This window comes from Sorangium sp. So ce394, from assembly GCF_051474665.1.
Lineage (GTDB): Bacteria > Myxococcota_A > Polyangia > Polyangiales > Polyangiaceae > Sorangium > Sorangium cellulosum_D.
Genome location: NZ_CP150339.1, coordinates 721162 through 747811, shown reverse-complemented (window position 1 = coordinate 747811; position 26650 = coordinate 721162). Strand labels below are relative to the sequence as shown.

At 71.9% G+C, this 26650-nt stretch carries 19 protein-coding genes; 4 read left to right on the top strand and 15 right to left on the bottom strand.

Translation table 11 applies throughout. From position 1 onward, the window contains the following. Window positions 1-82: 82 nt before the first annotated feature. Window positions 83-682 carry a hypothetical protein gene (locus tag WMF33_RS02825; protein ID WP_061629390.1) on the bottom strand — a complete coding sequence of 200 codons (600 nt, stop codon included), beginning with the start codon at window positions 680-682 and terminating at the stop codon, window positions 83-85. 420 nt (window positions 683-1102) lie between these two features. Between WMF33_RS02825 and treS the strand changes: the two genes are divergently transcribed. The 4 genes from treS (at window position 1103) to WMF33_RS02805 (ending at window position 7489) form a co-directional block, all read left to right on the top strand. Next, entirely contained in the window at window positions 1103-4498 is a 3396-nt protein-coding gene (treS, locus tag WMF33_RS02820) for a maltose alpha-D-glucosyltransferase (RefSeq protein WP_437335703.1), read from the top strand. A 578-nt stretch (window positions 4499-5076) separates the two neighbouring features. Beyond that, a complete protein-coding gene (locus tag WMF33_RS02815) occupies window positions 5077-5955 on the top strand; it encodes a hypothetical protein (protein ID WP_437335702.1) in 879 nt (292 codons plus the stop codon). 76 nt (window positions 5956-6031) lie between these two features. Further along, window positions 6032-6607, top strand: coding sequence for a hypothetical protein (locus WMF33_RS02810; RefSeq protein WP_437335701.1), 576 nt, complete (start codon window positions 6032-6034; stop codon window positions 6605-6607). A gap of 213 nt (window positions 6608-6820) precedes the next feature. After that, entirely contained in the window at window positions 6821-7489 is a 669-nt protein-coding gene (locus WMF33_RS02805) for a superoxide dismutase family protein (protein WP_437335700.1), read from the top strand. Window positions 7490-7699: 210 nt separating this feature from the next. Here the strand turns inward: WMF33_RS02805 and WMF33_RS02800 are convergent, their stop codons facing one another. The 14 genes from WMF33_RS02800 to WMF33_RS02735 all read right to left on the bottom strand — a co-directional run bounded on the left by WMF33_RS02800 (window position 7700) and on the right by WMF33_RS02735 (window position 26620). Further along, window positions 7700-9334, bottom strand: a complete 1635-nt coding sequence (locus WMF33_RS02800; RefSeq protein ID WP_437335699.1) for a serine/threonine protein kinase — start codon at window positions 9332-9334, stop codon at window positions 7700-7702. 548 nt (window positions 9335-9882) lie between these two features. Further along, the gene (locus WMF33_RS02795; RefSeq protein WP_437335698.1) at window positions 9883-10830 is read right to left on the bottom strand and encodes an alpha/beta fold hydrolase; all 948 of its coding nucleotides are present in this window, start codon (window positions 10828-10830) and stop codon (window positions 9883-9885) included. Then, window positions 10830-11153, bottom strand: coding sequence for a hypothetical protein (locus WMF33_RS02790; protein WP_437335697.1), 324 nt, complete (start codon window positions 11151-11153; stop codon window positions 10830-10832). Before WMF33_RS02790 ends, WMF33_RS02795 begins: the two co-directional genes overlap by 1 nt. Before the next feature lie 367 nt (window positions 11154-11520). Continuing rightward, complete coding sequence (locus WMF33_RS02785) at window positions 11521-13167, bottom strand: fumarate hydratase (protein WP_437335696.1); 1647 nt, start codon at window positions 13165-13167, stop codon at window positions 11521-11523. 90 nt (window positions 13168-13257) lie between these two features. Continuing rightward, window positions 13258-14028 carry a thioesterase II family protein gene (locus WMF33_RS02780; RefSeq protein WP_437335695.1) on the bottom strand — a complete coding sequence of 257 codons (771 nt, stop codon included), beginning with the start codon at window positions 14026-14028 and terminating at the stop codon, window positions 13258-13260. A gap of 42 nt (window positions 14029-14070) precedes the next feature. Continuing rightward, window positions 14071-15030, bottom strand: coding sequence for a hypothetical protein (locus tag WMF33_RS02775; RefSeq protein WP_437335694.1), 960 nt, complete (start codon window positions 15028-15030; stop codon window positions 14071-14073). Window positions 15031-15300: 270 nt separating this feature from the next. Next, window positions 15301-16494, bottom strand: a complete 1194-nt coding sequence (locus tag WMF33_RS02770) for a hypothetical protein (RefSeq protein ID WP_437335693.1) — start codon at window positions 16492-16494, stop codon at window positions 15301-15303. A gap of 40 nt (window positions 16495-16534) precedes the next feature. Beyond that, complete coding sequence (locus WMF33_RS02765) at window positions 16535-16957, bottom strand: hypothetical protein (RefSeq protein WP_437335692.1); 423 nt, start codon at window positions 16955-16957, stop codon at window positions 16535-16537. A 13-nt stretch (window positions 16958-16970) separates the two neighbouring features. Further along, window positions 16971-17969 (bottom strand): hypothetical protein, encoded by a 999-nt coding sequence (locus WMF33_RS02760; RefSeq protein WP_437335691.1) that lies wholly within the window; start codon window positions 17967-17969, stop codon window positions 16971-16973. Then, complete coding sequence (locus WMF33_RS02755) at window positions 17966-19678, bottom strand: serine/threonine protein kinase (RefSeq protein WP_437335690.1); 1713 nt, start codon at window positions 19676-19678, stop codon at window positions 17966-17968. Before WMF33_RS02755 ends, WMF33_RS02760 begins: the two co-directional genes overlap by 4 nt. A gap of 178 nt (window positions 19679-19856) precedes the next feature. After that, entirely contained in the window at window positions 19857-21818 is a 1962-nt protein-coding gene (locus WMF33_RS02750) for a 4-alpha-glucanotransferase (RefSeq protein WP_437335689.1), read from the bottom strand. A gap of 110 nt (window positions 21819-21928) precedes the next feature. After that, a complete protein-coding gene (locus WMF33_RS02745) occupies window positions 21929-23797 on the bottom strand; it encodes a GAF domain-containing sensor histidine kinase (RefSeq protein ID WP_437335688.1) in 1869 nt (622 codons plus the stop codon). A gap of 25 nt (window positions 23798-23822) precedes the next feature. Continuing rightward, window positions 23823-25025 carry an FIST signal transduction protein gene (locus WMF33_RS02740; protein WP_437335687.1) on the bottom strand — a complete coding sequence of 401 codons (1203 nt, stop codon included), beginning with the start codon at window positions 25023-25025 and terminating at the stop codon, window positions 23823-23825. A gap of 515 nt (window positions 25026-25540) precedes the next feature. Further along, complete coding sequence (locus WMF33_RS02735; RefSeq protein WP_437335686.1) at window positions 25541-26620, bottom strand: hypothetical protein; 1080 nt, start codon at window positions 26618-26620, stop codon at window positions 25541-25543. Window positions 26621-26650: the final 30 nt, after the last annotated feature.

Genomic DNA, 26650 nt, shown 5'->3' with positions numbered 1-26650 from the left:
GCGCCCGCCAGCTCTAGGGGAGCACGCAGACGGGGGGAATAGAAGAGGAGCGCGGCGCCCCCCGCCGCGCGCTCCGGCGGCGTTACTTGGAGAAGACCTGCGCGGCCGCGAGCCCGGTGCCCTTCGTCGCCTTGAGGATCACCTTGCCCGGGCCGCCGACCGGCAGCGGGTTCTTCCAGCAGCCGGAGGCCTTGCCGCCGAGCGTCGCCGCGGCGCCGGTCGTGCTGTCCTGCGCGAGGACGACGGGCGGCAGCCCGGGCGCCGGCTGCGACACGAGCTGGATATCGAGCTCCTGGACGCCGATGCCGATGCCGACGACCGTGTAGCACTTGCCGGCCGAGATGGTGATGTCCTGCTCGAGCGTCTGGCCCTCCTGGAACTGCCCCGCGAACGGCCCGCCGTCCGCCTTCATGCCCGGCGCCTCCGTCGTGCCCATCCCCTGCAGGACGGGCGTCGCGGCCACCGCGGCGACCGGCGGGATCGGCGTGGCGGCCGTGCCCGCGGGCGCGGCCGTGGCCGTCGTCGTGGGCACCGTGGTCGCGGTCGTCGGCACGGCCGACGCGCACCACTGGCCCGGCGGGCACGGGTTGCTCGGGTCGATCGTCGGCTCAGGCGTCGACGAGCACGCGAGCGCTCCGAGCGCGGCCAGGGAGAGCGGGAGTACGTGGAAGACACGCATCATGAGAATGCTCCTTCGATGGGCATGAGCTCGCCCGATCACTGAACGAGGTGCCGGGGCTTCTTACACCGGCTGCGGTTCGACGTGTGGGCCGAGCGCGCGACGCAGCGGCCTCGACAGCGCGGCGGCAACGGAAGGCGACGGACGGCGCCCGCCGCCGCCGCGCCGCTTTGCGCCCAGCGCACGGCGTGCTATCCGAGGTTGGCCTGCGCGGTCTTGCAATTCCAAGTAGTTAAACTATACACGTGATTCGCGTCACCTGCGTGGGACGGCAGTGCGCGCCCAGTGGTGGACCTCCCCAGCGTGCCTTGCCTCCTGGCCTCCTCCGGCCCAGGCGGCGTGCTCACGCCGCGGGGGGCCGTCCCGCTGTGTCCTGAGCGCCCGGCGTCGTCGCGCGGATAACGCGCATCCGTCGGAGCAGCCATGAGCCAGGATCAAAAGCCCCCTCCCGCCGAAGGCAGCGCCCTCTGGTACAAGGACGCGATCATTTACGAGCTCCATGTCCGGGCGTTCAGCGACTCGAACGCCGACGGCATCGGTGACTTCGAGGGGCTCGTCGACAAGCTCGACTACCTCCAGGATCTCGGCGTCACTGCGATCTGGCTCCTGCCGTTTTACCCGTCGCCGCTGCGCGACGGCGGATACGACATCGCGGACTACGCGAACATCAACCCGTCTTACGGGACGCGGCGCGAGTTCGCCCGCCTCCTGCGCGAGGCGCACCGCCGCGACATCCGCGTCATCACCGAGCTCGTCCTGAACCACACCTCGAACGAGCATGAGTGGTTCCAGCGGGCGCGGACCTCGCCGAAGGGCTCGCGCTGGCGCGACTTCTACGTCTGGAGCGACACGCCCCACCGCTACAAGGACGCCCGGATCATCTTCAAGGACTTCGAGACGTCGAACTGGGCGTGGGATCCGGTGGCCAACGCCTATTACTGGCACCGCTTCTACTCCCACCAGCCCGACCTCAACTTCGAGAACCCGGAGGTGCACGCCGCCGTCTTCAAGGTGGTCGACTTCTGGCTCGAGATGGGCGTCGACGGGCTGCGGCTCGACGCCGTGCCGTACCTCTACGAGCGCGACGGCACGAACTGCGAGAACCTGCCGGAGACGCACGAGTTCTTGCGGAAGCTCCGGCGGCACATCGACGCGAACTTCTCCGATCGCATGCTCCTCGCCGAGGCCAACCAGTGGCCCGCCGACGCCGCGGCGTACTTCGGCAACGGCGACGAGTGCCACATGAACTTCCACTTCCCGCTCATGCCCAGGATGTTCATGGCGGTGGAGCTCGAGGACAGCTTCCCGATCGTCAACATCCTGAAGCAGACGCCCGTGGTCCACGAGACCTGCCAGTGGGCGACGTTCCTCCGGAACCACGACGAGCTCACGCTCGAGATGGTGACCGACGAGGACCGGGACTACATGTACCGCGTCTACGCGCAGGAGCACACCGCGCGGATCAACCTGGGCATCCGGCGGCGGCTCGCCCCGCTGATGAAGACGCGGCGCCGGATCGAGCTGATGAACGCGCTGCTCTTCTCGCTGCCGGGGACGCCCGTCCTCTATTACGGCGACGAGATCGGGATGGGCGACAACATCTATCTCGGCGACCGCGACGGCGTGCGCACGCCGATGCAGTGGAGCGCCGACCGGAACGCCGGCTTCTCCCGGGCGAACCCGCAGAAGCTCTACCTGCCGATCATCATCGACCCCGAGTACCACTACGAGGCGATCAACGTCGAGGCGCAGCAGCAGAACCCCGCCTCGCTCCTCTGGTGGATGAAGCGGCTCATCACCCTGCGCAAGCAGAACAAGGTGCTTGGCCGCGGCACGATCGAGTTCCTGCACCCGGACAACAGCAAGGTGCTCGCGTTCATCCGCGCGTACGGGGACGAGCGGCTGCTCATCGTGGCGAACCTGTCGCGGTACGCGCAGCACGTCGAGCTCGACCTCGCGCGCTTCGAGGGCATGGTGCCCGTCGAGCTGTTCGGCAGGAGCCGCTTCCCGGAGATCACGAGCCGCTCCTACCCGCTGTCGCTCGGGCCGCACGACTTCTTCTGGTTCGCGCTGGAGCCGGCGACGCCGACGGCGTCCGTGGGCGAGGCCCAGGCGGTGCCCGCGATCTCGACGAAGGGCTCGTGGCGGGCGCTCCTCTCGCCCGAGGGGCGCAGGGCGCTCGAGCCGGCGCTCGGGAAGTTCATCGCGGCGCGGCGCTGGTTCCGCGGCAAGGCGCGCACCCGGCGCGCGACGACGCTCGCGGACGTCATCCCGATCCTGCGCAGCGAGCAGACGGTGGCGGAGCACTACCTCCTGCTCGTGCGCATCGAGTACACGGACGGCTCGCCGGAGACGTACGTCGTGCCGATCGGCTTCGCCACGGGCGATTACGCGCGGACGCTCGCCACGCGGACGCGCCACGCGGTGATCGCCGACGTCACGGTGCGCGATCCGGAGCCGGACGCCGCGGCGGCGCCGGAGGGCGTCCTGTACGACGCGCTGACGACCCCGGAGTTCGCCGCGCTCGTCCTCGCCGCGATCCGCGCGCAGGGCGTCGCGACCGGCGCCGCGGGCGAGCTCCAGGCGCTGCCGTTCGGCGCGACGCTCGAGGCGCTCGGCGTGGAGGGAGAGCTCCCGGCGCGCGTCGCCGAGAGCGAGCAGAGCAACACCACGATCATTTACGGCGACAAGCTGCTCCTCAAGATCTTCCGGCAGGTCGAGGAGGGCATCAACCCGGAGCTCGAGATCGGCAGGTTCCTGACCGACCACCAGTTCCCCGCGACGCCGCGGCTCGCCGGGGCGATCGAGTACAAGGGCCGCGGCCGCGAGCCGACCACGGTGGCGATGCTCCAGGAGTACGTGCAGAGCCAGAGCGACGCGTGGACGAGCACGCTCGAGTCGCTGAACCGCTTCTTCGAGCGGGTGCTCACCGACGAGGGGTCGGTGAAGGGGAGCGTGCCGCCGATGCCGACCGGCACGCTCGTCGACGCGTCGCGCGCGGCGCCGCCTCCGGTCGTGAACCAGCTCATGGGCACCGAGCTCGTGAGGATGCGGCTGCTCGGCGAGCGCACCGCGCAGCTCCACCTCACGCTCGGCGGGGAGAGCAAGGACCCCGCGTTCGGGCAGCAGCCGTTCACGACGCTGCACCAGCAGTCGATCTTCCAGTCGGCGCACGGCATGCTCTCGCGCACCTTCGCGCTGCTCCGGAAGCGCGAGCGCTCGCTCCCCGAGAACGTGCGCGAGCAGGTGTCGGCGATGCTGCAGCGCGAGGCCGAGATCAACGCCAAGCTCCAGCAGATCGTGTCGAGGAAGTTCGACGTCGCCCGCATCCGGACGCACGGCGACTTCCACCTCGGCCAGGTGCTCTCGACGGGCGACGACTTCATCTTGATCGATTTCGAGGGGGAGCCGGCGAGGCCGCTGAGCGAGCGCCGCTACAAGCGCGGCCCGCTCCGGGACGTGGGCGGGATGGTGCGCTCGTTCGACTACGCCGGCGCGTCGGCGCTCCGGGACGCTCGTCTCCGGCCCGAGGACGTCGCCGTCCTCAAGCCGTGGACCGACGCCTGGGTGGCGTGGATCTCCGCGAGCTACCTCGCGGGATACCTGGAGACGATCGCGCGCGCTCAGGCGAGCGCCGAGCCGCGGGCGGACGAGACGGCGCCGTACGTGCCCGCGAGCGACGCGGATACGGTGCTCCTGCTCGACTTCTACCAGCTCGAGAAGTGCATCTACGAGGTCGGCTACGAGCTCAACAACCGGCCCGACTGGCTGGACATCCCGCTGCGCGGGCTGGAGCGCCTGATTACGCCCGGGACGTAATCATCTCCCGGCGCGTCTCCTCTCCCCTTCCCTTCCCCTCCAGCCGATCAGGCCGCATCGGGCGCCGCCCAGCCGGGCGCGGATGGTGGCCCAATTTGCCCCGGAGTGATTCACATGAAGGCGGGAAGGCCGGAAGATCATTGATCTTTTCTTCCCGCCTTCCCGCCTTCATGTTCACATCCGGCCACCCTCCGGGCGCGCCCGATGCACGGCGCGCGCGGAGACCCGGCTCGCGCGCGGGCTGCAGCTCGTTGCCCGCGCGGGCCGCGCCCACCGCGACCGCGATGGCCTGTCCGGCGGCGCGCGTCGGCTCTCCCGAGGAGAAGGTGCTTTGGCGTGGGACGACTGGCTTGCTCGGCAGGCGAAGAGTCGAGTCGCACGGCGGGCATCTCTGCTAGGCTGGCGGCCTGCGCGGCTGACGGACAGCACCAGGAGCGCGGTTGGCCTGAACCTCGGGCCAGGAGGTCCTACCAGTGAGCAGGAGTTCGCAACTCGGTCTGGGACTACGCATTGCCGCCACGCTTCTGATTTTCTCATTCAATGTGCGCGCCGAGCCCGCAAATTCCGCCAGCGACGCGGTGACCCGCTTGCGTGCGCAGGCGAACGCCGCCCAGGCGGAGGGGCGTTTCGCCGAGTCCCGGGAGATCTGGGAGGCGATCTGGACGATGGAGCGCTCCCAGGTCGCCGCCTGCAATATCGGGGCGCTCGCCTACCGGATCGGCGACGCGCCCGCGGCCGTGCGCTGGTTGTCGCTGTGCAAGGAGATCATGCGGCCGCCGCGCACGCCGGAGGAGCGCGAGCTGTACGAGTCGCGGCTCTTCGACCTGGCGCGCGCGCGCCAGCTCGTCGGCGAGCTCCGCATCGCCATCCCCGCCGGGGCGACCTGCACCGTCGACGGCGAGCAGGTCACGATCGAGCGCGACAAGCCGATCCCCGTCACCCCGGGGCGCCACGCCGTGGTGGCGACGCTGAACGGCGCCGCCGTCCGGGTCGACGTCGATGTCCGCCGCGGGGAGCTCCGCGACGTCCGGCTCGATGTGCCGGCTCCGGCGCTCAGGCCCACGGCGACGCGGGCCCCCGCGCTCGCGAGCGCGCCGCCCGCCTCCAGGCTGCGGACCGGCCTCATCCTCGGGGGCGCCGCGGCCTCGACGCTCTTCCTGGCGCTCGGCGGCGGGCTGATGATCGTGGCGCACGAGGCGGAGATGAGCCGGAACGAGACCGCGCGCAGCGCCGGCGGCAACAACTGCCTTCGCCTCATCGCGCCGGAGTGCAAGCGGGCCGCCAGGTACGAGGACACCATGTTCACGGCGCGCGAGTTCGGCGCCGCCAGCTTCATCACCGGCGGCGTGCTGGCGGCCGGCACGCTCGGGATTGCGCTCTTCACCGAGTCGTCGCCGAGCCCGCGCGCCGAGGTCACCGCGTCGGCCAGCGGCATCTCGCTCCGCGGCGTGTGGTGAGCCACCCCCTCCGCTGAGCCCGCCGGCGCGCTGGACGACGCGGGCGATGCCGTTATCCTCGAGCGCTGGTGGGGCGATGATCCGGCTGGAGCTCGCAGGCGCGCATACGCGGGTGCACGCGACGCTGTGCGGCGCCTGCCCGCAGGGGCCGACCGGCTGCTGCGCCAGCCCGCCGGGGGTCGAGTGGTCGGACATCGGGCGGATCGTGTCGCTCGGCGGCGCAGGCTGGCTGCTCGATCAGATGACCGCGGGCAAGCTGCGCCCCGGTCGCCGCGGCCTGCTCATCCTGCGCGTCGAGCCCCAGGGCGGCGACGGCCACGCGCTGCCGAAGCGGTGCGCGTTCCACGGCCCCGAGGGGTGCACCATCCCTCCCGACCGGCGGGCCGCGACATGCAATTACTACGTCTGCGACGACGCCTTCGCGCACGGGGGCGAGGGTCGCGGCGACCCTGAAGCGCGGGCCGGGCGCAGGGCCCAGGACGCGCTCGTGGACCTCTACGGCCGCTGGGATCTAGAGCTCGCCGCGCTCGTCCTTAAGGGCTGGCCAGACGGCCCTACGTGGAATCAGGATTTTCTCGACTGGCTCGGCCGAGAGTACGATCGCCTCGCTGCCACCGCAGCGTCCGCAACTCGAGCGCTCCGGGCCCGATAGCCCATCACGCGGTCGAAGCGCTGCAGCCGGCGAGCAGGGCCACACCTTTCTATTATCAGCGCAATTTCTTGGCCAAAGGCGATCATTGCATGATTTTTGTGGCGTAGCTGCTTGGACGTTCGCCATGTTGGGACATACTCGTGCCCTCGATGGCTTGGCCGAATCCGGGGGCAATGGTGTGCCCGCTCGGGTCGCGCCGAGGAAAGGAGACTTATGTCACGGTGGTTGAAGCTCTCGTTGCTTGCCTTTGGTGCCAGCGCTCTCTTGGCCGCGTGTGGAGACGACGGAGAATCGCCCGCTGGGTCCAGCAGCACGTCGAGCGGCGCGAGCACGTCGGCCACGACCGGCTCGGGCGGCGACGGCGGGAACGGCGGCGGCGACGGCGGGAACGGCGGTGACGGCGGGAGCGGCGGCGACGGCGGGAGCGGCGGCGACGGCGGGAGCGGCGGCGACGGCGGGAGCGGCGGCGACGGCGGGAGCGGCGGTGGGTCCCTGCAGGCCGAGGCGGAGCTCGTGGAGCTCAACTCGAGCGGCCTGAGCGGGACTGCGACGTTCGCGCAGTCCGGAGAGGACGTGACGCTCACCATCACGGTGTCCGGCTGCCCCGCCGGCGAGCACTCCGCGCACATCCACGAGAACAAGAGCTGTGAGGACAACGGTAACGCCGCGGGCGCCCACTGGATTCCGAACGGCGAAGGACTCGGCAGCTTCACGTGCGATGACGCTGGCCAGGGCACGCACACGGTCAAGCGCGGCACCGACGTCTGGACCGTCGGCGGCGACCCGGCCACCGACGTGACGAAGTACTCGATCGTCGTCCACGCCGCGGCAGATCCGAACGCCGGCGGCCGCATCGGCTGCGGCCTCATCGAGCTGGAGTAACCCCTCCGCGGAGCTCTTCTGTGGAGCTCTTCTGTCCGGGCCCGTCGAGGGGCGCGCCGCTTCCCGGCAGGCGCGCCCTCTCCGGGCCCGGGCCGCTCGCGGCGCCCGTCGGGCGCGCCAGCGTGCGACTCGGCCGCGCCGGGGGCGGCGACCCGGATACGAGGAGCGCCACGACGCCAAGGACACCAAGCGAGCCGAGGCTCGGAGTCTCTACTTCGGAGGCATCCCCGTGACCTCTTGACGGCGGAGGGTCACGGTGCGCTCGACGACGTCGGACGCGGAGAGCTGCAGGAAGATCGACTCGTCGAACCAGCCGGACCTGGACACCACGACGACCTGCATCCCCCGAGGGAGCTCGATGCTGAGCGGCGTCGTGCCGAGCATGCTGCCGTTCCAGCTCACGTTCGCGTCCGCGGGCTCGCTCCGGATCGTGACCTTGGCCTTCGCCACGTTGGGCTCGACCACCTGCTCGACCGGGGAATCGGGAGGAGGCTGCGTCGACACGACAGGATCCACCGGCTCCGCCGGTCTCCCGCGGAGCATCGCGACGGCCCCCACGGCCAGCAACGCCGCCACGCCGAGCGCGGAGGCGAGATACCCGCGCTGCCGCCACGACGAGACGCGCCCCACCGTCGCGCCCAGGCTGTCGGGGTCGACGGCCGCAGGCTCGTACTGGTGGTTCGCGGGGCTGCTGTGATCGGTGAGCACGGGCAGCGACGCCGCGGTCGCGGAGGGCCACATGGAGCGGTTCATCCCCATGACCATCGACGCGCGCGGGAACTCGCCGACCATCGAGGCGCGCTGGATGTCGCCCGCGACGTCCAGCGAGGTCAGGTACTCGAACTGCGCGGTGACCTGCTGGCGCACGAGCGCCCTGCTCTCCGCGAACATCTGGAGCACGTGCGCGCCGAGCTGCTCGGTGCGGACGTCCTCGCCCGAGGCCCGCAGGTGGCTCTCCAGCGCGTCGCCCATCTCCTGCGCGGTGGAGAACCGTTGCGCCGGGTCCCGCTGGAGCGCCCGGGCCACGATCTCGTCGAGCGCCGGATCGATGTCCGGAACGACGGCGGAGAGCCGAGGGATCTCCCGCGTGAGCAGCTGGTGCATCACGGCGACATGGTCGCCATCGAAGAGCCGCCGCATCGCCAGGAGCTCCCAGAGCACGATGCCGATCGCGAAGATGTCGGCCCGCCGGTCGACGTCGGAGCTCGCCATCGCCTGCTCGGGCGCGGCGTACGCCATCTTGCCCTTGAACGTCCCACTCTCGGTGTGCGCAGCGTTCAGGGACGCCTTCGCGACGCCGAAATCGACGATCTTTACCGCGCCGTCGTACGTGATGAAGATGTTGTGCGGCGAGACGTCGCGGTGCACGACGCCGAGCAGGCGGCCGTCGAAATCCGTGAGCTCATGCGCGTAGTGCAGCCCGCGCAGCGCCTCGGCGATGATCCTGACCCACACCGCGCGCGAGAAGCTCGCGGCGCCGGGACAGCCGCTGACCACCGCCCTCACGATGTCCTTGAGCGGCTGCCCCTCGAGGTACTCCATCACGATGAAGTACCCGCCGCTCTCGCCCCCGATCTCGTAGGTCTGGACGACGTTCGGGTGGTTGAGCCGGGCCGAGAGCTTGGCCTCGTCCAGGAACATCAGGACGTAGCGCGGGTCCTCCGCCATCCCGACGCGGAGACACTTCACAACAACGAGCTTGTTGAACGACCCGGGCCCGCGGGAAACGGCGAGGAACACATCCGCCATTCCCCCACGGCCTAATTTTGCAACCAGGCGGTATCGACCAAGCAAGCTATTGCCCGCTTGCTTGTTCGTCGAGATGGTTTGGCCGCCTGCATTCACGACATCCCCCGCTATAAGAGCTTAATTACCCCGTTGACCCCGAGTTTGCAAAGACTTTTATGTTTGGAAACACTCCGCGCACCTCCCGGAACACCTCCCGGACGCGTGGCGCGCCGCTCCATCGTTCGCCGCCACACCGTGGCATTCTTGCGCAGCGCTCCATCGCGGCCGCGGGCAGACCCGGTCGAGGCAGCGGATGTCAGGGTCCTAACGAAGTGGATCGAATGTGAGCGGCTCATGTGTGGGCGTGCACACAGTGCGGCTATGTCATCTCGCCCGCCGCTCGGCAACGGCTTCGTTGTACAACAGCAGCATCACGACCCGGAACGCAAGGGGCCTGGTCGCTCCTCGGCCCGATCGGCTGCCGCCGGCGGGGCGCCGGCGAGCCCGGAGAGCGCATCTCCGTAATCCAGCCTACGTGCTCTCGCTCGATCGCCTGGGACACCGGCAGTCTCGTCGCTCGCCGACGCCCACGCGCTGAGCGAGCGCACAACATCCGCCCAGCGCGGAGTCGCCTCCGCGCTGTCCCGGTCGTTCGTGGGAGGGCTTTACCAGGGGTCCTGCGCCCAAAACCTGCGCACGACGTCGAGCGTGGCGTCGAGCTGCTCGAAGTGGGGGAGGCCCCGCGTGGGCGCGACGCGGGCGACCTCGACGCGCGCGTTCCGCTGCTGGAGGTCGCCGAGGCGCTCGAAGCGCGAATACGGGTCTTGATCGTGGACGATCAGGGTGGGGACGGGGAGGCGCGCATACAGGCGCTCGAACGCGTCCTCCGTGAACAGGGCGCCCGAGATGAACGCGAGGGGCGCGCGGTGGGCGCCAGGCTCCTTCGACGTGCGGACGGCGTAGTCGACGAGGCCCGGATCCGGGGCGCCGACGAAGCTCTTCTTCAGGAACCAGCGAATGCTCGGCGGCGATGCCAGCATGCGATAAAGCGCCCCGGCGACCGGAGGGACGTGCGCGATCGTCCGGAGGACGGCGCTCGCGCCGGGCGCCTCGCGGCCGAGCCCCGTCGGCGAGACGAGCACGAGGCTGTGCACGAGGCTCATCTCCTCGCAGGCGACGGCGGCGACGAACTCCGACGAGAGGGAGAGCGCGATGACGTCGGCGCCGCCAGGCTCGCGGACCACGTCCGTGAGGAAGCGGCGCACCGCGGCGCGATAGAGCTCGCGATCGTAGGCGCGGTCCGCGCGCTCCGAGAGGCCGAAGCCCGGGAGATCGAGCGCGTAGACCGGCCGCTCTCCGCGGAGCGCATCGAACAGGGGAGCCATCTCCTTGGACGAGGCGGCCGCGTCGACGCCGTGCAGCAGCACCACGGGGCGCCCCGTTGCGCGCGTGTCCACGTAATAGGCGAGGCGCCCGGCGCTCCACGTGTCGACGTGCCGGATCTCCGCGTCGAGCGCCGCCGCGAGGGGCGCGCGCTCCAGCCGGCGGAGCGCGGTCGGCACGAAGCGGAATCGATCGACGACCCCGTCGAGGCTCATCGCGCGCGCTGCCATCACGTCACCTCCACGGGGGGCATCCCCTCGTCGTCCGCGCGCTCGATATCGGCGATGCTCGCGGTCCTCGGAGCCGGCCGCGCCTCGGCGCCGCCAGCGGCGGCCTGTCGATGCTGGCCAGCCTGGCCAGCATCCCGGCGCCCGTCGCGCTCTCCGCGCTCGGCCTGGTCCGAGACCTCCTGCGCGGCGCGCACCAGCCGCTCCAGGCGCTCTTCCTCCAGGTGATGGCGAGCCCCGTCCGGACCACCGTGACGATCCTCGAAGCGGTGGTGCCCGTTCCCGGCATGGCCATGGGACACCGTGCGATCAGGTCGAACTGTCATGCTCAGCTCCTTCCGCACAGGGTCAAAGCACGGACCGTGCCCCTGCGAAGCGCAGATCCAGAGATGATCGTGGGGCAGAGAGCGGGCTGAGCAGGGGCAAAGACGCCCCGAGTGTGACCTTTTGCCTCGTTCGCTCCCGGCCAAGCGCGGGTCAAGGGCCTTGTCACGAACGGATGAAACAGGGGTTTTCCACGATCGGTCCGGCGGACAAGATCGCCAGTCGAACTCGTTATTTCAGGTCCGCCGGCGCGGAACGTCCGCACGTCCTGGAAGGTCTGGCGCGCGCAGCGTGGGGCGGCCGATCGGCGGCCGCGCCGCGCTGGAGGTCGCGGGGAGCTGCCCAGCCGCGATCCCCGGGCGCCGGAGCTCAGCCCGCGACGTCGAGCTTCCGGCCGGCGGGCTTATTGATGTCGGCGAAGAAATCGTTGCCCTTGTCGTCCACCACGATGAAGGCGGGGAAATCTTCGACCTCGATCTTCCAGACCGCCTCCATGCCGAGCTCGGGGTACTCGAGCACCTCGACCTTCTTGATGCAGTCCTTGGCGAGGCGCGCGGCCGGACCGCCGATCGAGCCGAGGTAGAAGCCGCCGTGCTTCTTGCACGCCGCGGTGACCGCGGGCGAGCGGTTGCCCTTGGCGAGCATGACGTAGCTGCCGCCGTGCGCCTGGAAGAGGTCGACGTACGCGTCCATCCGGCCGGCGGTGGTGGGCCCGAACGAGCCGGAGGCATAGCCCGCCGGCGTCTTCGCGGGCCCCGCGTAGTAGACCATGAACTCCTGCATGTAGCTCGGCATGCCCTCGCCGCGATCGAGGCGCTCCTTGATCTTCGCGTGCGCGATGTCGCGCGCGACGATCATCGGCCCGGTCAGCGAGAGCCGCGTCCGGATCGGGTACTTCGCGAGCTCGGCGCGGATCTCGCGCATGGGGCGGCGGAGGTCGATCTTCACGACCTCGCCCTCGAGATCCGCGTCCGTGGTGTCGGGCAGGTACTTCGCGGGATCGGCCTCGAGCTGCTCGAGGAAGATGCCCTCGCGCGTGATCTTGCCGAGCGCCTGCCGGTCCGCGGAGCACGAGACCGCGATGCCCACCGGGCACGAGGCGCCGTGCCGCGGCAGGCGGATGACCCGCACGTCATGGCAGAAGTACTTGCCCCCGAACTGGGCGCCGATCCCGGTCCGCTGCGCGATCTCGAGGACCTTCTGCTCGAGATCGCGGTCGCGGAAGCCGCGGCCGCGCGCGTTGCCCTCGGCCGGGAGCGTGTCGAGGTAGCGCGCCGAGGCGAGCTTCGCGACCTTGAGCGTGTGCTCGGCCGAGGTGCCGCCGACGACGATGGCGAGGTGGTACGGCGGGCACGCCGCCGTGCCGAGCGCGCGGATCTTGGCCTCGACGAAGGAGAGCAGGCTCTCGGGGTTCAAGAGCGCCTTGGTCTCCTGGTAGAGATAGCTCTTGTTCGCGGAGCCGCCGCCCTTCGCCATGAACAGGAATTTGTAAGCGTCGCCGTCCGTCGCGAAGATCTCGATCTGCGCAGGGAGGTTGTCGTTCGTGTTGACCTCCTTGTACATGTCGAGCGGCGCGAGCTGCGAGTAGCGGAGGTTCTGCGCGCGGTAGGTCTCGAAGACGCCGCGCGCGATGGCCGCCTCGTCGCCGCCGCCCGTGAAGACGAGCTGGCCCTTCTTGCCCATGACGATCGCCGTGCCGGTGTCCTGGCACGACGGGAGCACGCCCCCCGCGGCGATGCTCGCGTTCTTGAGGAGCTCGAGCGCGACGAAGCGATCGTTCGACGAGGCCTCGGGATCGTCGAGGATGCGCGCGAGCTGCGCGAGGTGGCCGGGCCGGAGGAGGTGGGCGATGTCGCGCATGGCCTCGCGCGCGAGCAGGGTGAGCCCCTCCGGCTCGACCTTGAGGAAGGTCGAGCCGGCGGCCTCGAAGGTGGAGACATGGTCGCGGCTGACGAGGCGGTACGGCGTCTCGTCATGGCCGATGGGCAGCATGTCCTGGTACTGGAATTCGGTCATCGTTCGGGTCTCCGGGGGCGGGAGGCTGCGGGTCCCCCTTCTTTGCATGGCTCCGGCCCCGGGCTCAACACCCACCCAGCGCCGGCCGCCTCACGCGGGCAGCGAGCGCTCCACGCCGTCGAGGAGGGCCGAGATCGACCGCAGGAGCGGCGCCCGGGCGCTCCGCAGGAAGAAGTGCCCGCCGGGGAACATCTCGACCCGGAAGGCCCCGCTCGTGTGCTCGCGCCAGGCTTCCAGGTCGGCGCGGCTCGCGCGCTCGTCGTCGACGCCGCCGAAGGCGGAGATCGGGCAGTCGAGCGGGCGCTCGGGGACGAACGGCTCGACCTCGTTGACCGCCACGTCCGCGCGGAGGGTGGGCAGGAAGAGCGCCAGGAGCTCCGGCTCGCGCAGCACCTCGTCGGGCGTGCCGCCCATGCGGCGGATCTGCTCCAGAAACTCGGGATCGGACAGGCCGTGGAGCGGCGCCGGGCCGGGCAGGTGGGGCGCGCGCCTGCCCGACAGGAAGAGGTGGCGCGGCAGGGGGGCGCCCCTCCGGCGCAGCTCGCGCGCGAGCTCGAAGCTCACCAGCGCGCCGAGGCTGTGGCCGTAGAAGGCGAACGGCCTCTCGAGCCAGCGCTCGATCCCGGTGGCGAGGGCCTGGACGAGCGGGGTGAGGCGATCGAAGGGCGGCTCGCTCAGGCGCGCCTCCCGGCCGGGGAGCTTGATCGCGCAGAGCTCGGTGTGCGCGGGGAGCTCGCGCCACCAGGCGCTGTATACCGATGAGCCGCCGCCCGCGTAGGGGAAGCAGAAGAGGCGAAGCCGGGCGCCGGGGTTCGGCCGCGGGCAGCCGGCCCACGTGTCGGAGATTGAGCTCGTGGTCATCGTGCGGCGCTCAGCGTAGCTCGCCGCCGCCGCGCCCGCCCCCTACCATTTGCTGCCGAGGGCGACGCGGATGGTGGCGACCTTCCCCTGGTTCAGGCCGAAGCCGAGATCGTCGTCCAGCGCGACCAGCGCGCCGACCCGGGCGAAGGAGCCCTTCACGAGCGGCTCCCAGTCGATGAACGGCTCCGCCGCCAGCTGGGCGGAGTTGCTCGAGGAGAGGGGGAACGCGGCCTGGAGGCGCATGCCTATGCCGAAGTTGCCGAACGGGCGAAACGCGATCTCGTTGCCCTGCTCGATGACGGTCTTCGTGAAATCCCCTTCACGGGTCGGCAGGAAGAACTGAGTCGCGACGTCGTGGGTGAGGAACAGGATCTTCCCGAAGTGGATCTCGGTCCCCACGCGCGCCCGGAGGGCCCAGTGTCCGAGCAGCACGCGCTGCGCGTCGAAGTAGGCCCGCGCGGGGAAATTCGCCACCGCCGCGACCTCGAGGCGCGAGCCCGGGTGCGGATGGAGCGGGATCGTCAGGCTCATGCCGCCGAACAGCGCGAGGTTCGGCAGCGCGTTGCCAGCGTAATGCAGGCCGAACGTCGGGTTGCCGAAGAAGAAATGGCTGTGCTCGCCTTCGCTCCAGAATCGCTTGCCGAACAGGTCCGTGTCCTGGCGGCCCGAGACGTCGCCGTAGACGAACGGTATCTCCGCGTCGAGGTGGAGCCCCGCGACGATCTTGTACTGCGCGGCGGCGGTGATGGCGATGCCGAGCCGATCGGACTCCTCGAGCCTGACCTCGTCCGGGCCCGGGAGCACGTCGACGACCTGCTCCTGGTACGATGAGCTGAGGACGTCGACCTCGAACCCGAACCGGCCTCCCTGGCTCTTCGCCCAACGCTCCTTCGTCTTGTCCGTGACGGGCTGCCGCGACGCCGGCGGCTCCTGCGCCAGCGCGGGCGTGGCCAGGGAGAGCATGAGGAACAGGGTGCCAAGAGAGGCTTTGGTCGTGCTCACCTGGTGTCTCCCATCTCGTTCTCGACGCGCGGGCGCTGAACCACCTTGTCGCACTGTGCCGCCGCACCGCACGGGCGAGGCCCCATGACCGCGGCGCTCGCTCGGATCAATGCAGCCCGAGCGCCCTGGATGCAAGCTTTTTGACCGCCGCGACCCTGCGACGCCCTGCGTCGCGCGGCCCCGCCGGAGCGCGCGCGACGCGGCGCCGGCGGGGCGCCGCGGGTCGCCGCCAGCGCGGCGTCGCGCGGCCGCCGGCGCGGGGCGCCCGGATCACTGCGGCTCGCAGTAGCCGAAGTTGCACTTCGGCGCGTCGGACGGGCAGTCCGCGTCGCTGTCGCAAGGCGCGCAGTCGGCGTCGCCGCCGGCGACGGCGTCGAAGTAACACCAGCACGAGCGCGTCGGCATGAACGACGCGAGCGGCCCCATCTCCTCCGTGCGCCGCACCCGCATGGCGCACTCGGGGACGACGTCGTGCTGCGCCTCGAGCTTGATGAGATCGAGCCCCGCGGGCGGCTGCTTCCTGCCGGTGAGATAGTCGATCACCAGCGCCGCGCCGTCGCTCAACGGAGCTCCGGTGTTGATGCTCACGCGGGTGAGGAAGTGGAGAGGCCCCCAGATCGCGTAATGGCCGTCTCTGACATTGCGCTTGTCGCGCTTCAGAGGATCGGAGTCGGGGTAATAGCCGCAGCGCTGGTCGTAGTGCTGGTAAGCGAGCACCTTGAGCAGCGAGGCGCTCTCGCTCGCCACGTTGGCGCCGAGGACGCCGATCGTGCGCTCCGCGTCCGTCGAGAACGCGACGCTGCTCCTCATGTCGTCGCTCGACGCCGTGGGCGCCCCCAGCCAGCGCGACGCCGGGACGCGGATCGCCGCCGCCATCATCTGCTGCGTGCCGGAGCCGGCGTTGCGCTGGAAGATGAACCGCTCGTCGACCCAGGGCGCGACGCCGGAGCCCTGGCCGAAGCCGTACACGAAGTACGCGGCCTCGGCGCTGATCGACGCCTGCGTCGACGCGTTGGGGACGACGAAGGTCATCGGCTGGATGGGGCCGGTGAAGTCGCTGATCGTGCTCGAGGTCGTGAAGGCGGCGTCGCAGGTCGTCGCGAACACGTCGGAGACCGCGACGTCGATCGGGCTCCCGTCCGGATCGGCGTCGCAGAGGCGCTCGGTGTCCGCGTCCCAGGTGCTCAGGCCGGCGCCCGTGAGCGGCGCGCCCCCGAAGAAGGCGGCGACCCCGGAGCACGAGCCCTGCCCCTGATAGACGATCGAGATGGGGGGCGTCGACGCGCTGAGCACCTTCGCGAGCTCGGCGAGGAACGGCTTCACCGCGCTCGATCCGGTGACGTAGACCGGGAAGGGCAGCGAGGAGCACGGCACGGCCTGCTGCGCCGCCGAGGGCGACGCGACGGCCAAGGCGGCGCCGAACAGCGCCGCAGCAGGCAAGAGGATCGGGCAAGACCGGAACATCCCGTCGCGCATCATCGTCGATTCGCGTCCGCGGGGTGGGTCAGCGACCCCCGCCCGCGCCTCGCTCCGGCAGCGGGGGGAGCCCGCCGTCGCGGAGGTTCGTGAGCCTCGCCTCGTCGAACGGCCGGCACGCCGCGTCGGTGCACGCGTTGAGGAGCTGCTCGTTCGTCGTCGGCGCGCAGCTGTAACAGCCGTCGTCGCCGTCGCACCCGGCCGGCGGGGCGCCGTCCGCGGGCACGCAGACGCGCCCGCCCGGGTCGCAGCGGGCGCCGGGGAACCGCGCGCAGTCGGCGTCCGTCGCGCACTGCCGATCCCGCCGCTCGACGAGCACCGAGCACGAGGCGAGCGCGGCGAGCGCGAGCGAGAGCGAGAGCGAGAGCGCCGCGCAGAGGCGGGCGCGGAGCGCGCGCGAAGGCGGCTGCGTGAGGCTCCGCTTTCGCGCGCTGGAGGGCTGCCGTTGCATGGCGCGCGCGGCCCTAGAAGGCGCCGAGGAGCCGGAGGGACGACGGAGCGACCGCGGCCCGGATCGAGGGCGACGCGGCGCGGGCTCCGCCGGGGCGCTCCGGGCCGCCGGCGACGGTGAGGTAGAGCGCGACCCCGCCGACGACCACCGCGGCGCCCGCGAGCAGATCGGCGGTGAGCGCGAGCGTCGCGGTCCGGGTGCGCGCGCGCTCGATCGCGCGGGGGTCGCCCGGGAAGGCGCCGAGCTCGGCGTCGAGATCGCTCGACGCGCCGAGCGCGAGGACCCCGGTGACCGCCGCGCCCGCGGCGAGGGCGCCGGTCGCGATCCAGGGCAGGACGGGCGCGGCCCGCTCCCGGCGAGGAGCGCGGTCGGCCAGGGCACTGCGCCGCCCCGGCGGCGGGGGCGCGGCGACGCGGGGGCCGGCGCTCGCGGCCGGATGGGCCGGCGCGTCGGGGATCTCGATCCGGAGCTCGACGTGATCGCCGCCGGCCACGTCGATGATCCGCGTGACGGCCGGGCGGCCCGCCGCCGTGGCGACGATGCGCCGCCGCCCGGCGCTCAGCAGCACCGGCTCGGCGAGCGGGGTCCTGCCCACCGCGACGTCGTCGACGGCGATCTCCACGTCGGGCGCCGAGGTCGAGAGCGCGACGGTCGCGACGCGGCCCCGCAGCACGGCGATGTCCCGCTCGACCGCGGCCCGCCGGTCGGCCGCGATCTGCGCGCCGCCGTCGGCCAGGTACCGCTCGAAGGCGCGCAGCGCGCAGGCGTAGTCCCTGAGCTGGTAACACGCCCCCGCGACGTTGTAGAGCACCTGGTACGCGGGCGCGAGCGCGTAGGCGCGGCGGAACTCCATGAGCGCGGCGCCGTAGTCGGCCTCCTTGTAGAGCTCGACGCCGCGCCGGAAGCGCGCGTCGGCCTCGGCGGTCTCGTCGGCGGGCCGGGCGAGCGCGCCGCCCGGAAGGCCGGAGACGATCGCCGCGGCGGCGAGGGCGAGGGCGCGCGAGGTCGTCATGGGGCGTAGGGGCTCTCCAGGTCGATGCCGCGCCCCGGCTTCTCGCCGCCGCGCGGCGCGGCGGGCGGCGGCGTCGCGGCCGGCGCGGGGGTCGAGGCGGGCGCGATCGCCGGCGTGCTCCGGGCGATCGGCGCCGGCTTTCCTCGAGGCGCGCCCGGATCGCGCTCCAGCGCGAGCTTCACGACGAGATCGCTCTTCGCCGCGATCGTCTCCTCCTGCGGCAGGAAACCCGGCGCCTCGGCGCGGACGACGTGCTCGCGCCCGTCCTTGACGAGCTGGCCCTGGTGATCGCCGCGCGACAGCGGCGCTCCGTCGAGGAACAGCCGTGCCTCCGCGGGAGAGACGCGGACCACGAGGCGCACCTCCTCGTGCGGCGGGGCCGGCTGCGGAGGAGGCGCGTCCGCGGGAGGAGCGGTGAGCGCCTCGAGGGGCCCGGCCGGCGCCGTGCGAGGCGGCGGACGCAGGATGCCAGCCGTCACGACGCCCGCGGCGAGGAGGAAGGCGATCGCGATCGCGGCGAGCCGCCGGCCCGAGCGCGCGGCGCGCTCGCCGCGCGCGGTTTGCCCGGTTCGCCGGGTCTGCCCCGTCTCGGTCGAGCTCACCGCGGGCGGCGTCGAGATCGCGTCCGAGGGGCTGAACGCCGCGGGGGCCGTCAAGGTCGGCGTCATCGACACCGGACCGGCGCCGATCTTCGGCAGGTCCGAGAGCGCGACCTTCCCGTAGCTGCCCGACCAGCGCACGTCGCGCAGCTGCTCCTCGACGAGCTGCTGGATCCGCGCGCGGTCGTCCGCGAACCGGCTCGCCACGAACGCGCCGACCTCGCGCGCGCTCATCCCGTGGTGATGCTCGCGCAGCCAGCGCTCGAGCTCCGCGTGCAGCTCGGCCGCGGTGGCGTAGCGGTCGCCGGGCGCGTGCGCGAGCGCCTTGTGGCAGATCCGCTCGAGCTCTGGATCGACGTCCGGCGCGGCCACGCGCAGGTCCGGGAGCTCGCCAAGGCCGAGCCGCCCGAGGATGGCGAGGTCGTTGTAGCCCTTCCACATGCGCCGCCGCGCGATCGCCTCCCAGAGGATCACGCCGACGGAGAAGACGTCGGAGCGCCGGTCCACGCGCTCGCCGCGCGATTGCTCCGGCGACATGTAGGCGACCTTGCCCTTGAGCATGCCGGCGCGCGTCTCGGACAGCGAGTCGGCCGCCTTCGCGATCCCGAAGTCGACCACCTTGATGACGCCGTCGTAGGTGACGAAGATGTTTTGCGGGCTCGCGTCGCGGTGGACCACGTGAATGGGCGTGCCGTCGAAATCGCGCAGCTCGTGCGCGTAATGGAGCCCGGCGAGCGCGTCGGTCAGGATCCGCACCTGGACGGGGAGCGACAGATCGGCCAGCCCCACGCGGACGCGGAGCTGGCTGAGCGGCTGGCCGTCGAGGTACTCCATGGCGATGAAGAGCCGCTCGCCGTCCTCGCCCACCTCGTACGTCTGCACGACGTTGGGGTGATTGAGCCGGGCCGCGAGCCGCGCCTCGTCGAGGAACATGGCGAGGATCTCGGGGTCCTCGCACAGCTCGGCCCGCGCCCGCTTGAGGACGACCAGCTTGTTGAAGCCGGCCGGCCCCCGGGCGACCGCGAGGCAGACGTCGGCCATCCCGCCCCTGCCAATCTCGGCGATCGGGCGGTACTTGCGCCAACCTTGGGGATCGCTGGGAGCGCTCATTCGACCTAGGCCGGCTCCATCCCCGAGGGGAAAGCCAGGCCCGAGGATGCGCTCAGCCTGTTACTTGCACGCAAACGGCGGGTGACGTTCGCGCGAACGCCGCCGCGCGAGGCGCGGGCTCGCCTCGCCGCGCTCGCGGGCGGTCAGCGCTGGCCGCGCGCCGGGCCGGACCGGCGCTCTAGCCGCGCGTCGCGCCGGACCGGCGCTCTAGCCGCGCGGCGAGGTCGCGGCGCTCCTGCGACTCCGCGCCTCCCCGCGCGCGCAGCGCGAGCGCGAGCACGCGCGGGAGGTCGAGCGCCTCGCCGCGCGCGCGCATCTCCGAATACGATCGCTCGTAATCGCGGGGCACCCGCAGCGACCAGTTGTGATCGCCGATCGTCCCGGGAGCATTGTAGATGTCCTTCACCCCGAGCAGATCGGAGAAGAAGACCATCACGTTCGACGCCTGGCTCGCGAAGAGGTCGGCGAACTTGGCCTGCGCGAGCGCGCGCGGATCGGACGCGAGCGCGCGCGCCATCGCGCCCTCCTCGGCCGGCGAGGGCGCGAGCCGGCCGGCGAGGTACGCGGCCTGCCGCTCGAGCGCGGAGGAGCGCGCCCACGCGTCGAGGAGCCGCCAGAGCGGCGGCGTGTCGTGCGTGCCCACCATGATCCAGTCGGAGGGCGCGGCGTTCTCGCTGCGATAGACGTCCTTCGGGTTGTCGAGATCGGCCTTCTGCGTGACCAGGAAGCGCCCGAGCCCGTGCCGCTCGAGGACCGCCTTGAGCGGGTACGGGAGCGTGCTCAGGACCTCGCACACGATGTCGGTGGTGGCGCGGCCGCGCGCCTCCGCGCAGCTCGCGATGGTGTCGAAGATCACGCTGTATCGCCCCACCTGCTCCGGCGTCAGCGCGGAGACCCAGTCGTCCGCGTACCGGGGCACGGCGCGGTTCAGCTGGGCGGGGGAGACGATCGCATAGCGGGCGAGCAGCGGGTGGTCCGGCAGGTCGGGCGACGAGAAGAGGCGCGCCCCGCCCTGGACCGCGCGCAGCGGATCGGGGGCGTCGGCGGCGTAGACCCACGGGCAGACGAGGCCGTGCGGGTGATCGAGGCGCACCCCGTCGAACTCGTCGAACATCTTCTCCATCCGCGCGCGCACGAGGGCGAGCGCGCCGGAGGAGCCGTCCGCGTACTGCACCGGATCCAGGACAGGGTAGTTCCACACCTGACCTTCCGGGTTGGTGCGGCTCGGCGGCGCCCCCATCAGATAGCCCTTCAGGAAGACCGATTGATGCGCCCAGGCGTCCTGAGGCGAATAGCCGATCTGCAGATCGCCATAGAGCTTGAGCCCGAGCTCGCCCGTCACCGCCCGGAGCGCCGCGTGCTGCTCGTGCGCGAGGAGCTGGCAGAAGGCGTAGAGCTCGAGCTCGTCGCGGTACCGATCGAGGAGCTCTCGCCTGCGCTCCTCGCAGGCGACCACCTCGCCAGGGCCGGGCGCAAAGAGGCGGCGATCCACCGCTGGCTCGCCCGACCAGCCGTGAAACCAGCCGCTCTGGTGCTCCTCGCAGAGGGGGCCGTAGAGCCCGTCGCGCTCGAGCCACGCCGCGTTCCGCTTCCTGAACGCGTCGAGCCGCTCGGCGAGGGCGCCGAGCTCGCCGCGCCTCCGCCGGTCGACGAACGACGCGTACGCCTCGCGCAGCGCGGCGCGCTGCGCGCGGTAGGCATAGCGGTGCAGCGCGCGCCCCTCGCTGCCGGCCGGCCTCTCCGCCACGATCCTCCGCACCGACTCGGGGCGCAGGAGCGCGCCGAAGGGGCCGTCCTCCGCGAGCCGGGCGAGCGCGATCGACAGCGTGCTCCGCGAGAAGATGGTGCCGTCGTACGGGGACGCGTTGTCGGCCGAGGTCTCCCCCTGCGGCCCGAGCTGGATGCCGTTGAACCCGAGATCGCGCGCGAACCGGAGGAATCGGCGCCCGCCCTCGCTGTACGGGGACCCGCGCCCCGTGTCCTCGTCGTCGTCCGACGGAAAGCTCGGATCGTGGATCGCGAGCACCAGGTTGCGGATGCCCAAGAGCTGCAATGCGGCCCTGACGAGCCCCCGCTCGTCCTCGTCCGCGCGAGCCTGGGCCCCTGCCACGTCGCCCCTGTCGTTCCCGGCGTCCTTCATCGCGGTAGGTATAGCGATGAAGGGATCGGCCCGCCAAGACGCGAAATCATGGACAGATCGGCCTCGGTGGTTGGATGAAATCGATGTCCGGCGAAACCCGAGGACGGCTGTCAGGCCCCGAGCCGCGTGCCCGCCGCGACTCCCGTGGTCGCGCCCGCGGCCTCCGCCGCCGGGAGCGTGAAGAAGAACGTGCTCCCCTCGCCCACCTTGCTCTCGACCCAGATCCGCCCGCCGTGCACCTCGACGAGCGCCTTCGCGATCGAGAGGCCGAGCCCCGTGCCCTTGTGCGCGGTCTCCTTCGCCTGCCAGTAACGCTCGAAGATCCTCGCCCGCTGGTCCTCCGGGATGCCCGGGCCGGTGTCGCGCACCGACACGCGCACCTCCCTGCCCCACGGCTCGGCGCGGATCGCGACCTCGCCGCCGGCGGGCGTGAACTTGATCGCGTTGCCGACGAGGTTCGCGATCACCTGCAGGATCCGCTCGCGATCGCAGAGCGCCCGTTCGACGCCGAGCTCGACGCCGAGCTCCAGGCGCAGCGACTTCTCCGCCGCCTCCTCGCGCAGGAGCTCCAGGGCGTCGCCCAGGAGGACGGCGACGTCGTGCGGCACCGGCTGGACCGAGATGTGGCCGCCTTCGAGCCTCGCCAGGTCGAGCAGATCGCGGATGAGGCGGTTCATGCGATCGGCCGACTTCTGGATGCGCTCGACCGGACGACGCAGCTCGGCCGCCTCGTCCGAGCTCGGCAGCTTCCGGCGCAGGAGGCTCGTGTTCATGACGATGGTCGCGAGCGGGCTCTTGAGATCGTGCGACACCACCGCGACGAGCTCCTCCCGCGCCCGGATCGCCCGCTGCGCGCTCTCGTAGAGCCGCGCGTTGTCGATCGCCAGCGCGGCCCGCCGCCCGAGATCCTCCGCGAGCGCGCGGTCCTCCACGCCGTAGGGCAGGTCGTCGCGGCCCGAGGCGATGGTGAGCACGCCGAGCATCGTGCCGCGCGTGACGAGCGGCACGGAGATGTAGCGCTGGAGGCCGAGCTCCCGGAGGAGCGCCTCGCTGGCGGACACCGGCGGCTCGCCGTCGTACGCGGCGCGCTCGCCATCGGGGGCGGGCGCGCCCGCCATCTCGCAGAGCACCGCCTCGCCCGTCTGCAACACGCGCGAGACGCCGGCCGGGAGGACCGAGTCCATCGGCGTCTGGCCCTGCAAGAGGCGCGCGAGCTCGCTCTTCTGGGGGTCGGCGTGGACGACGACCGCGCGCCGGAGCATCGCCTCGCGCTCGATGATGTCGACCATGCACCAGTCCGCGACGAACGGGACCGGCAGCCGCGCGACGCGGACCAGCGTGGCCTCGTAGTTGAGCGAGCTGGAGAGCAGCCGGCTCGCCTCCGAGAGGAACGCGGCGCGCCGCTGCGCCGCCTCCGCCGCCGCGCGCCCCGCCTCCGCGGCGGCGAGGTGCCGCGCCCGCTCGCGCTCGTTCTCGATCATGCGCGCGTAGAGCAGGCGGTGCACGAGCGCCGTGCGGAAGGTCGACGCGAGCCTGCGCATCATGCCCCGGTACCGCGGCGCGAACGGGGGCTCGCCCTCGAAGCACAGGATGAGGCCAGAGGCGCCGCTGTCGTCCTGCCCCTCCAGCGAGAAGTGCCACGTGACGAGCCCGGGCCGCGCGAGCTCCGGGTACGGCAAGCGGAGGCCCGCGCCCTCGCCCAGCGGCGCGCCGGCCGCGGCCGGCGAGCGCGGCGGGATGGGCAGCGCGCGCGAGCTCGCCGAGAGCCCCGCGGCGTCGAGGAGCCGCGGGGCGAGGGGCGTCGGCTCGACGAGCACGAGCACCGCGATGCAGCTCAGCCGCTCGGCGAGCCGCTCCAGGAAGATCGCCATCGACTGGCGGGGATCGAAGAGGTCGAGCGCGGCGACCGTGAGCTCCTGGAGGACGCTGAGCAGCGCCAGCCGCTCCTCCTGGATCTCGTGATCTTCGCCGCTCGCCATGACGGGGCTCCTGCCGCTCCGGGGCTCAGGCCCCCAGAGCGAGCACGACGGCGGTTTTGTTGTGGAACTGCGGCACCCCCCGGCCCAGCGTGCCCACCTCCCCGAACGTCAAGCAGCCCATCACCGGGACGCTCTGGCCGAGCTCGCTCTCGAAGGTGGTCAGCTCGTCGCGCACCGTGTCGCCGAGCATCATGCACCGCGAGATGCAGTCGAACACGAAGGCGCCGGCGATCGGCCCGGAGACCGCGTCGCGGGCCGTGATCGCGGCCTCGCGCGCGGCGCCGACGAGGCCGATGGGGTCGCCCTCCATGACGCGGATGAGGCACCCGTCCGGGACCTCGCCGACGCAGTAGAGCCCGCCGGGCGAGATCACGCGCAGCGGGTCGCGGATGACGTGCTCGCCGTCGGCCTGCGGGATGCCGAGCGGGTGGGTCATGGCGAAGGTGGCGAAGCCGTCGAGGTTGACCTGGTGGCCCTTCGCCCGGGCGGTGCGCTGGTAGACCGAGAAGGCGCCCTCGTACTCGAGCTCCGCGAGGACCGTGCCCTCGGCGCGGGTGACCATCGTCGGCGGGCCATAGGGGCGGAAGCCGTGGCGGATGCCGGTCGCCATGCGCGCCGGCGAGTCGATCGCGACCACGACCACGCTGTCCGAGTAGGCGCGGCCGCCCGCGAACTGCGCGGTGCGCACGAAGCGGAGGTTGTCGCCCGCGCCGCCGCCGGCCCAGACGACGCCCGTGCCGCCGACCTCGACCGCGCCGCGCACGACGTCGGCCGCGTTGCCCGTGAGCGCGTCCGGCAGCACGATGAGCGCGCGGCTCCACCCCGCCGGAACGGACGGCGGGAACCCCTCGAGCGCCCGCGAGGCGGCGAGCACGCCGGCGCGCCGCCCGTCCTGGCTCACCGGCTGCGCGACCCCGATGCCGACGCGCACGGTCTCCGAGACGACGAGCCCCACGACGAGCCCCTGCCGGAGAAGGCGGCTGCCCGCGAAGACCCCGGCCGTACAGCACCCCGCCCACGGGACGCCGGGCAGCTCGCTCGTCGTGGCCGCGGCGAGCGCGTCAGCGTCGTATTGATCCGTCGACAGGACGAGCGCAAACGCGGGTCGCGCCGCCGAACCCCCGTGATCGAAGCGCGCCGACTCGCGGAGCGCCGCAGCCACGGCCTCCGAGGCAGCCTTCTTTGGATCCGCCGTGGAGCTCGCGCCGACAAATACCTGTGTCGCCATGTTCTCTTCCCCCCTCGGAATGTAGGCACTCGCGTTATACTGGAGATTCATCCGAACGTCACGGCGCGCATTCTCCTGTGATGTCGTCCGTACAGGGCGCTCCCGCTCGTCGAGCGACTCGCGATTTTCCCGGCGTGACAACCTCGAATGAAGCGCCGGGCAGAGCCACGGCGGGCCCGCGAGGAGGAGACCTGCTGGGGAGACAGTGGTGCCCGAGACCGAGGGAGCAGAATCCTTATCCTTCAATACGACCACGTCCCCTGCAAGCTCGTCGGGCACGGCGGACACACCCGAGTCGATTGCACACAAGCAACCGAGGTCGCACCGCGCGCGCCGGACAACGCAGCGCACCACGCGGGCAACGTGGATTGCAGACCACGCTCGACGTCGCCTTGATGCCCAAGGCGGAATCGCGGCACCTCCGTAGGCACGGCAGAGCGACCGGGCGAGGTGTGCCCGCCCCCCGGCGGGGGACGGTCAGCGCGGGATATCGGAGATAGGATGATCGGGACGGCTCAGGGATCCGCCCACAACAGCGCGTAGGTCAGGGGGCGCCAGAACCCGCCGCGTTCCGTCCCCGGAGCAGCCCCGATGGCCACGAGCACGAGCCCTTGACCGTCGGAGACGTCGTCCGCCGGCACATCGCTGTTCGCCAGAATCTCGCGCATCGACACCGAGGACGTCACCGTCGCCGAGAGCGGCTCGTAGGTCTCGATCTCGACCTCCTCGAGCGCGCCGAGGTCGCCGCGCGAGAGGCCGACGAACGGAGGGAACGGCGAGATCGCGCCGTACGAGAGGTCCTGCGCGACGGGCACCGCGCTCACGTCCGCGCGGCCGGGCGCGAGCCGCACGTTGACCGGCGGCGCCGCCGCGCTCGCATGGGCGACCTGCAAGCTCAGCCTGCCGAAGCTCGTCTGCCGCGACATGGCGACCGCCACGAGGCCGGCGGTCGGCGTGTCGGCCGTGTAGGCGTCGCCGCAGCCCTGCTTCTCCCTGGCGTGCGTGTGTCCCTCGCCGCCGAGGCAGCCGGTGGCGACGAGGAGGAGGCTCTTCTCCTCGGCGAACACCGGCGCTGGCACCACGGGGAGCCCCGCGGCGACGATCGGGGCGGCGGGCTCCGCGGCGAGCGCGAGGATCTCGGCGCAGTCGAGCCCCTCCGTCGCGCCGAGGTCGCCGGCGATCACGTGCGCGCGCACGCTCGCCCCCTCGGGGATCGCCGCGCCGAGCGGCTCGATCGCCCGGGAACGAGCGAAGCCGAGGCCCGCGCCTTCGCTCGGCCAGGGCGCCACGCCGGCGCCGGTGCCGTCGGGGTAGGCGAGGAAGCAGAAGCGGACCGCGTCGTGGTCGGCGACGCCGTTCACCACGGTGAGCCTGGTCGGCCCCGGCGGCTCGACGGCGCCGCCGCCGCCCGTCCCCGTGGTGGTCGCGCTGCTCGAGGCCGATCCCGGGCCGCCGCCGGCGCCGGACGTGCTCGCCGCGCTCGGCGGATCCCGGCCGAGGAGGTCGTGGTCCTGCGTGCAGCCGGGTCCGCCGAGCGCGGCGAGCAGGATCCCCCCGAAGCAGGCACAGCCGATCGAGACAACACGGTGCAGCACGCTGGGAGCTTACCGTGCTAGGCGGGGTCG

What these genes read in the sequence shown, in the direction of transcription:
- WMF33_RS02825 (WP_061629390.1), bottom strand. Translation starts at nt 682, where the DNA reads ATGATGCGTGTCTTCCACGTACTCCCGCTCTCCCTGGCCGCGCTCGGA.
- treS (WP_437335703.1), top strand. Translation starts at nt 1,103, where the DNA reads ATGAGCCAGGATCAAAAGCCCCCTCCCGCCGAAGGCAGCGCCCTCTGG.
- WMF33_RS02810 (WP_437335701.1), top strand. Translation starts at nt 6,032, where the DNA reads ATGATCCGGCTGGAGCTCGCAGGCGCGCATACGCGGGTGCACGCGACG.
- WMF33_RS02805 (WP_437335700.1), top strand. Translation starts at nt 6,821, where the DNA reads ATGTCACGGTGGTTGAAGCTCTCGTTGCTTGCCTTTGGTGCCAGCGCT.
- WMF33_RS02795 (WP_437335698.1), bottom strand. Translation starts at nt 10,830, where the DNA reads ATGGCAGCGCGCGCGATGAGCCTCGACGGGGTCGTCGATCGATTCCGC.
- WMF33_RS02790 (WP_437335697.1), bottom strand. Translation starts at nt 11,153, where the DNA reads ATGACAGTTCGACCTGATCGCACGGTGTCCCATGGCCATGCCGGGAAC.
- WMF33_RS02785 (WP_437335696.1), bottom strand. Translation starts at nt 13,167, where the DNA reads ATGACCGAATTCCAGTACCAGGACATGCTGCCCATCGGCCATGACGAG.
- WMF33_RS02780 (WP_437335695.1), bottom strand. Translation starts at nt 14,028, where the DNA reads ATGACCACGAGCTCAATCTCCGACACGTGGGCCGGCTGCCCGCGGCCG.
- WMF33_RS02770 (WP_437335693.1), bottom strand. Translation starts at nt 16,494, where the DNA reads ATGTTCCGGTCTTGCCCGATCCTCTTGCCTGCTGCGGCGCTGTTCGGC.
- WMF33_RS02765 (WP_437335692.1), bottom strand. Translation starts at nt 16,957, where the DNA reads ATGCAACGGCAGCCCTCCAGCGCGCGAAAGCGGAGCCTCACGCAGCCG.
- WMF33_RS02760 (WP_437335691.1), bottom strand. Translation starts at nt 17,969, where the DNA reads ATGACGACCTCGCGCGCCCTCGCCCTCGCCGCCGCGGCGATCGTCTCC.
- WMF33_RS02755 (WP_437335690.1), bottom strand. Translation starts at nt 19,678, where the DNA reads ATGAGCGCTCCCAGCGATCCCCAAGGTTGGCGCAAGTACCGCCCGATC.
- WMF33_RS02750 (WP_437335689.1), bottom strand. Translation starts at nt 21,818, where the DNA reads ATGAAGGACGCCGGGAACGACAGGGGCGACGTGGCAGGGGCCCAGGCT.
- WMF33_RS02745 (WP_437335688.1), bottom strand. Translation starts at nt 23,797, where the DNA reads ATGGCGAGCGGCGAAGATCACGAGATCCAGGAGGAGCGGCTGGCGCTG.
- WMF33_RS02740 (WP_437335687.1), bottom strand. Translation starts at nt 25,025, where the DNA reads ATGGCGACACAGGTATTTGTCGGCGCGAGCTCCACGGCGGATCCAAAG.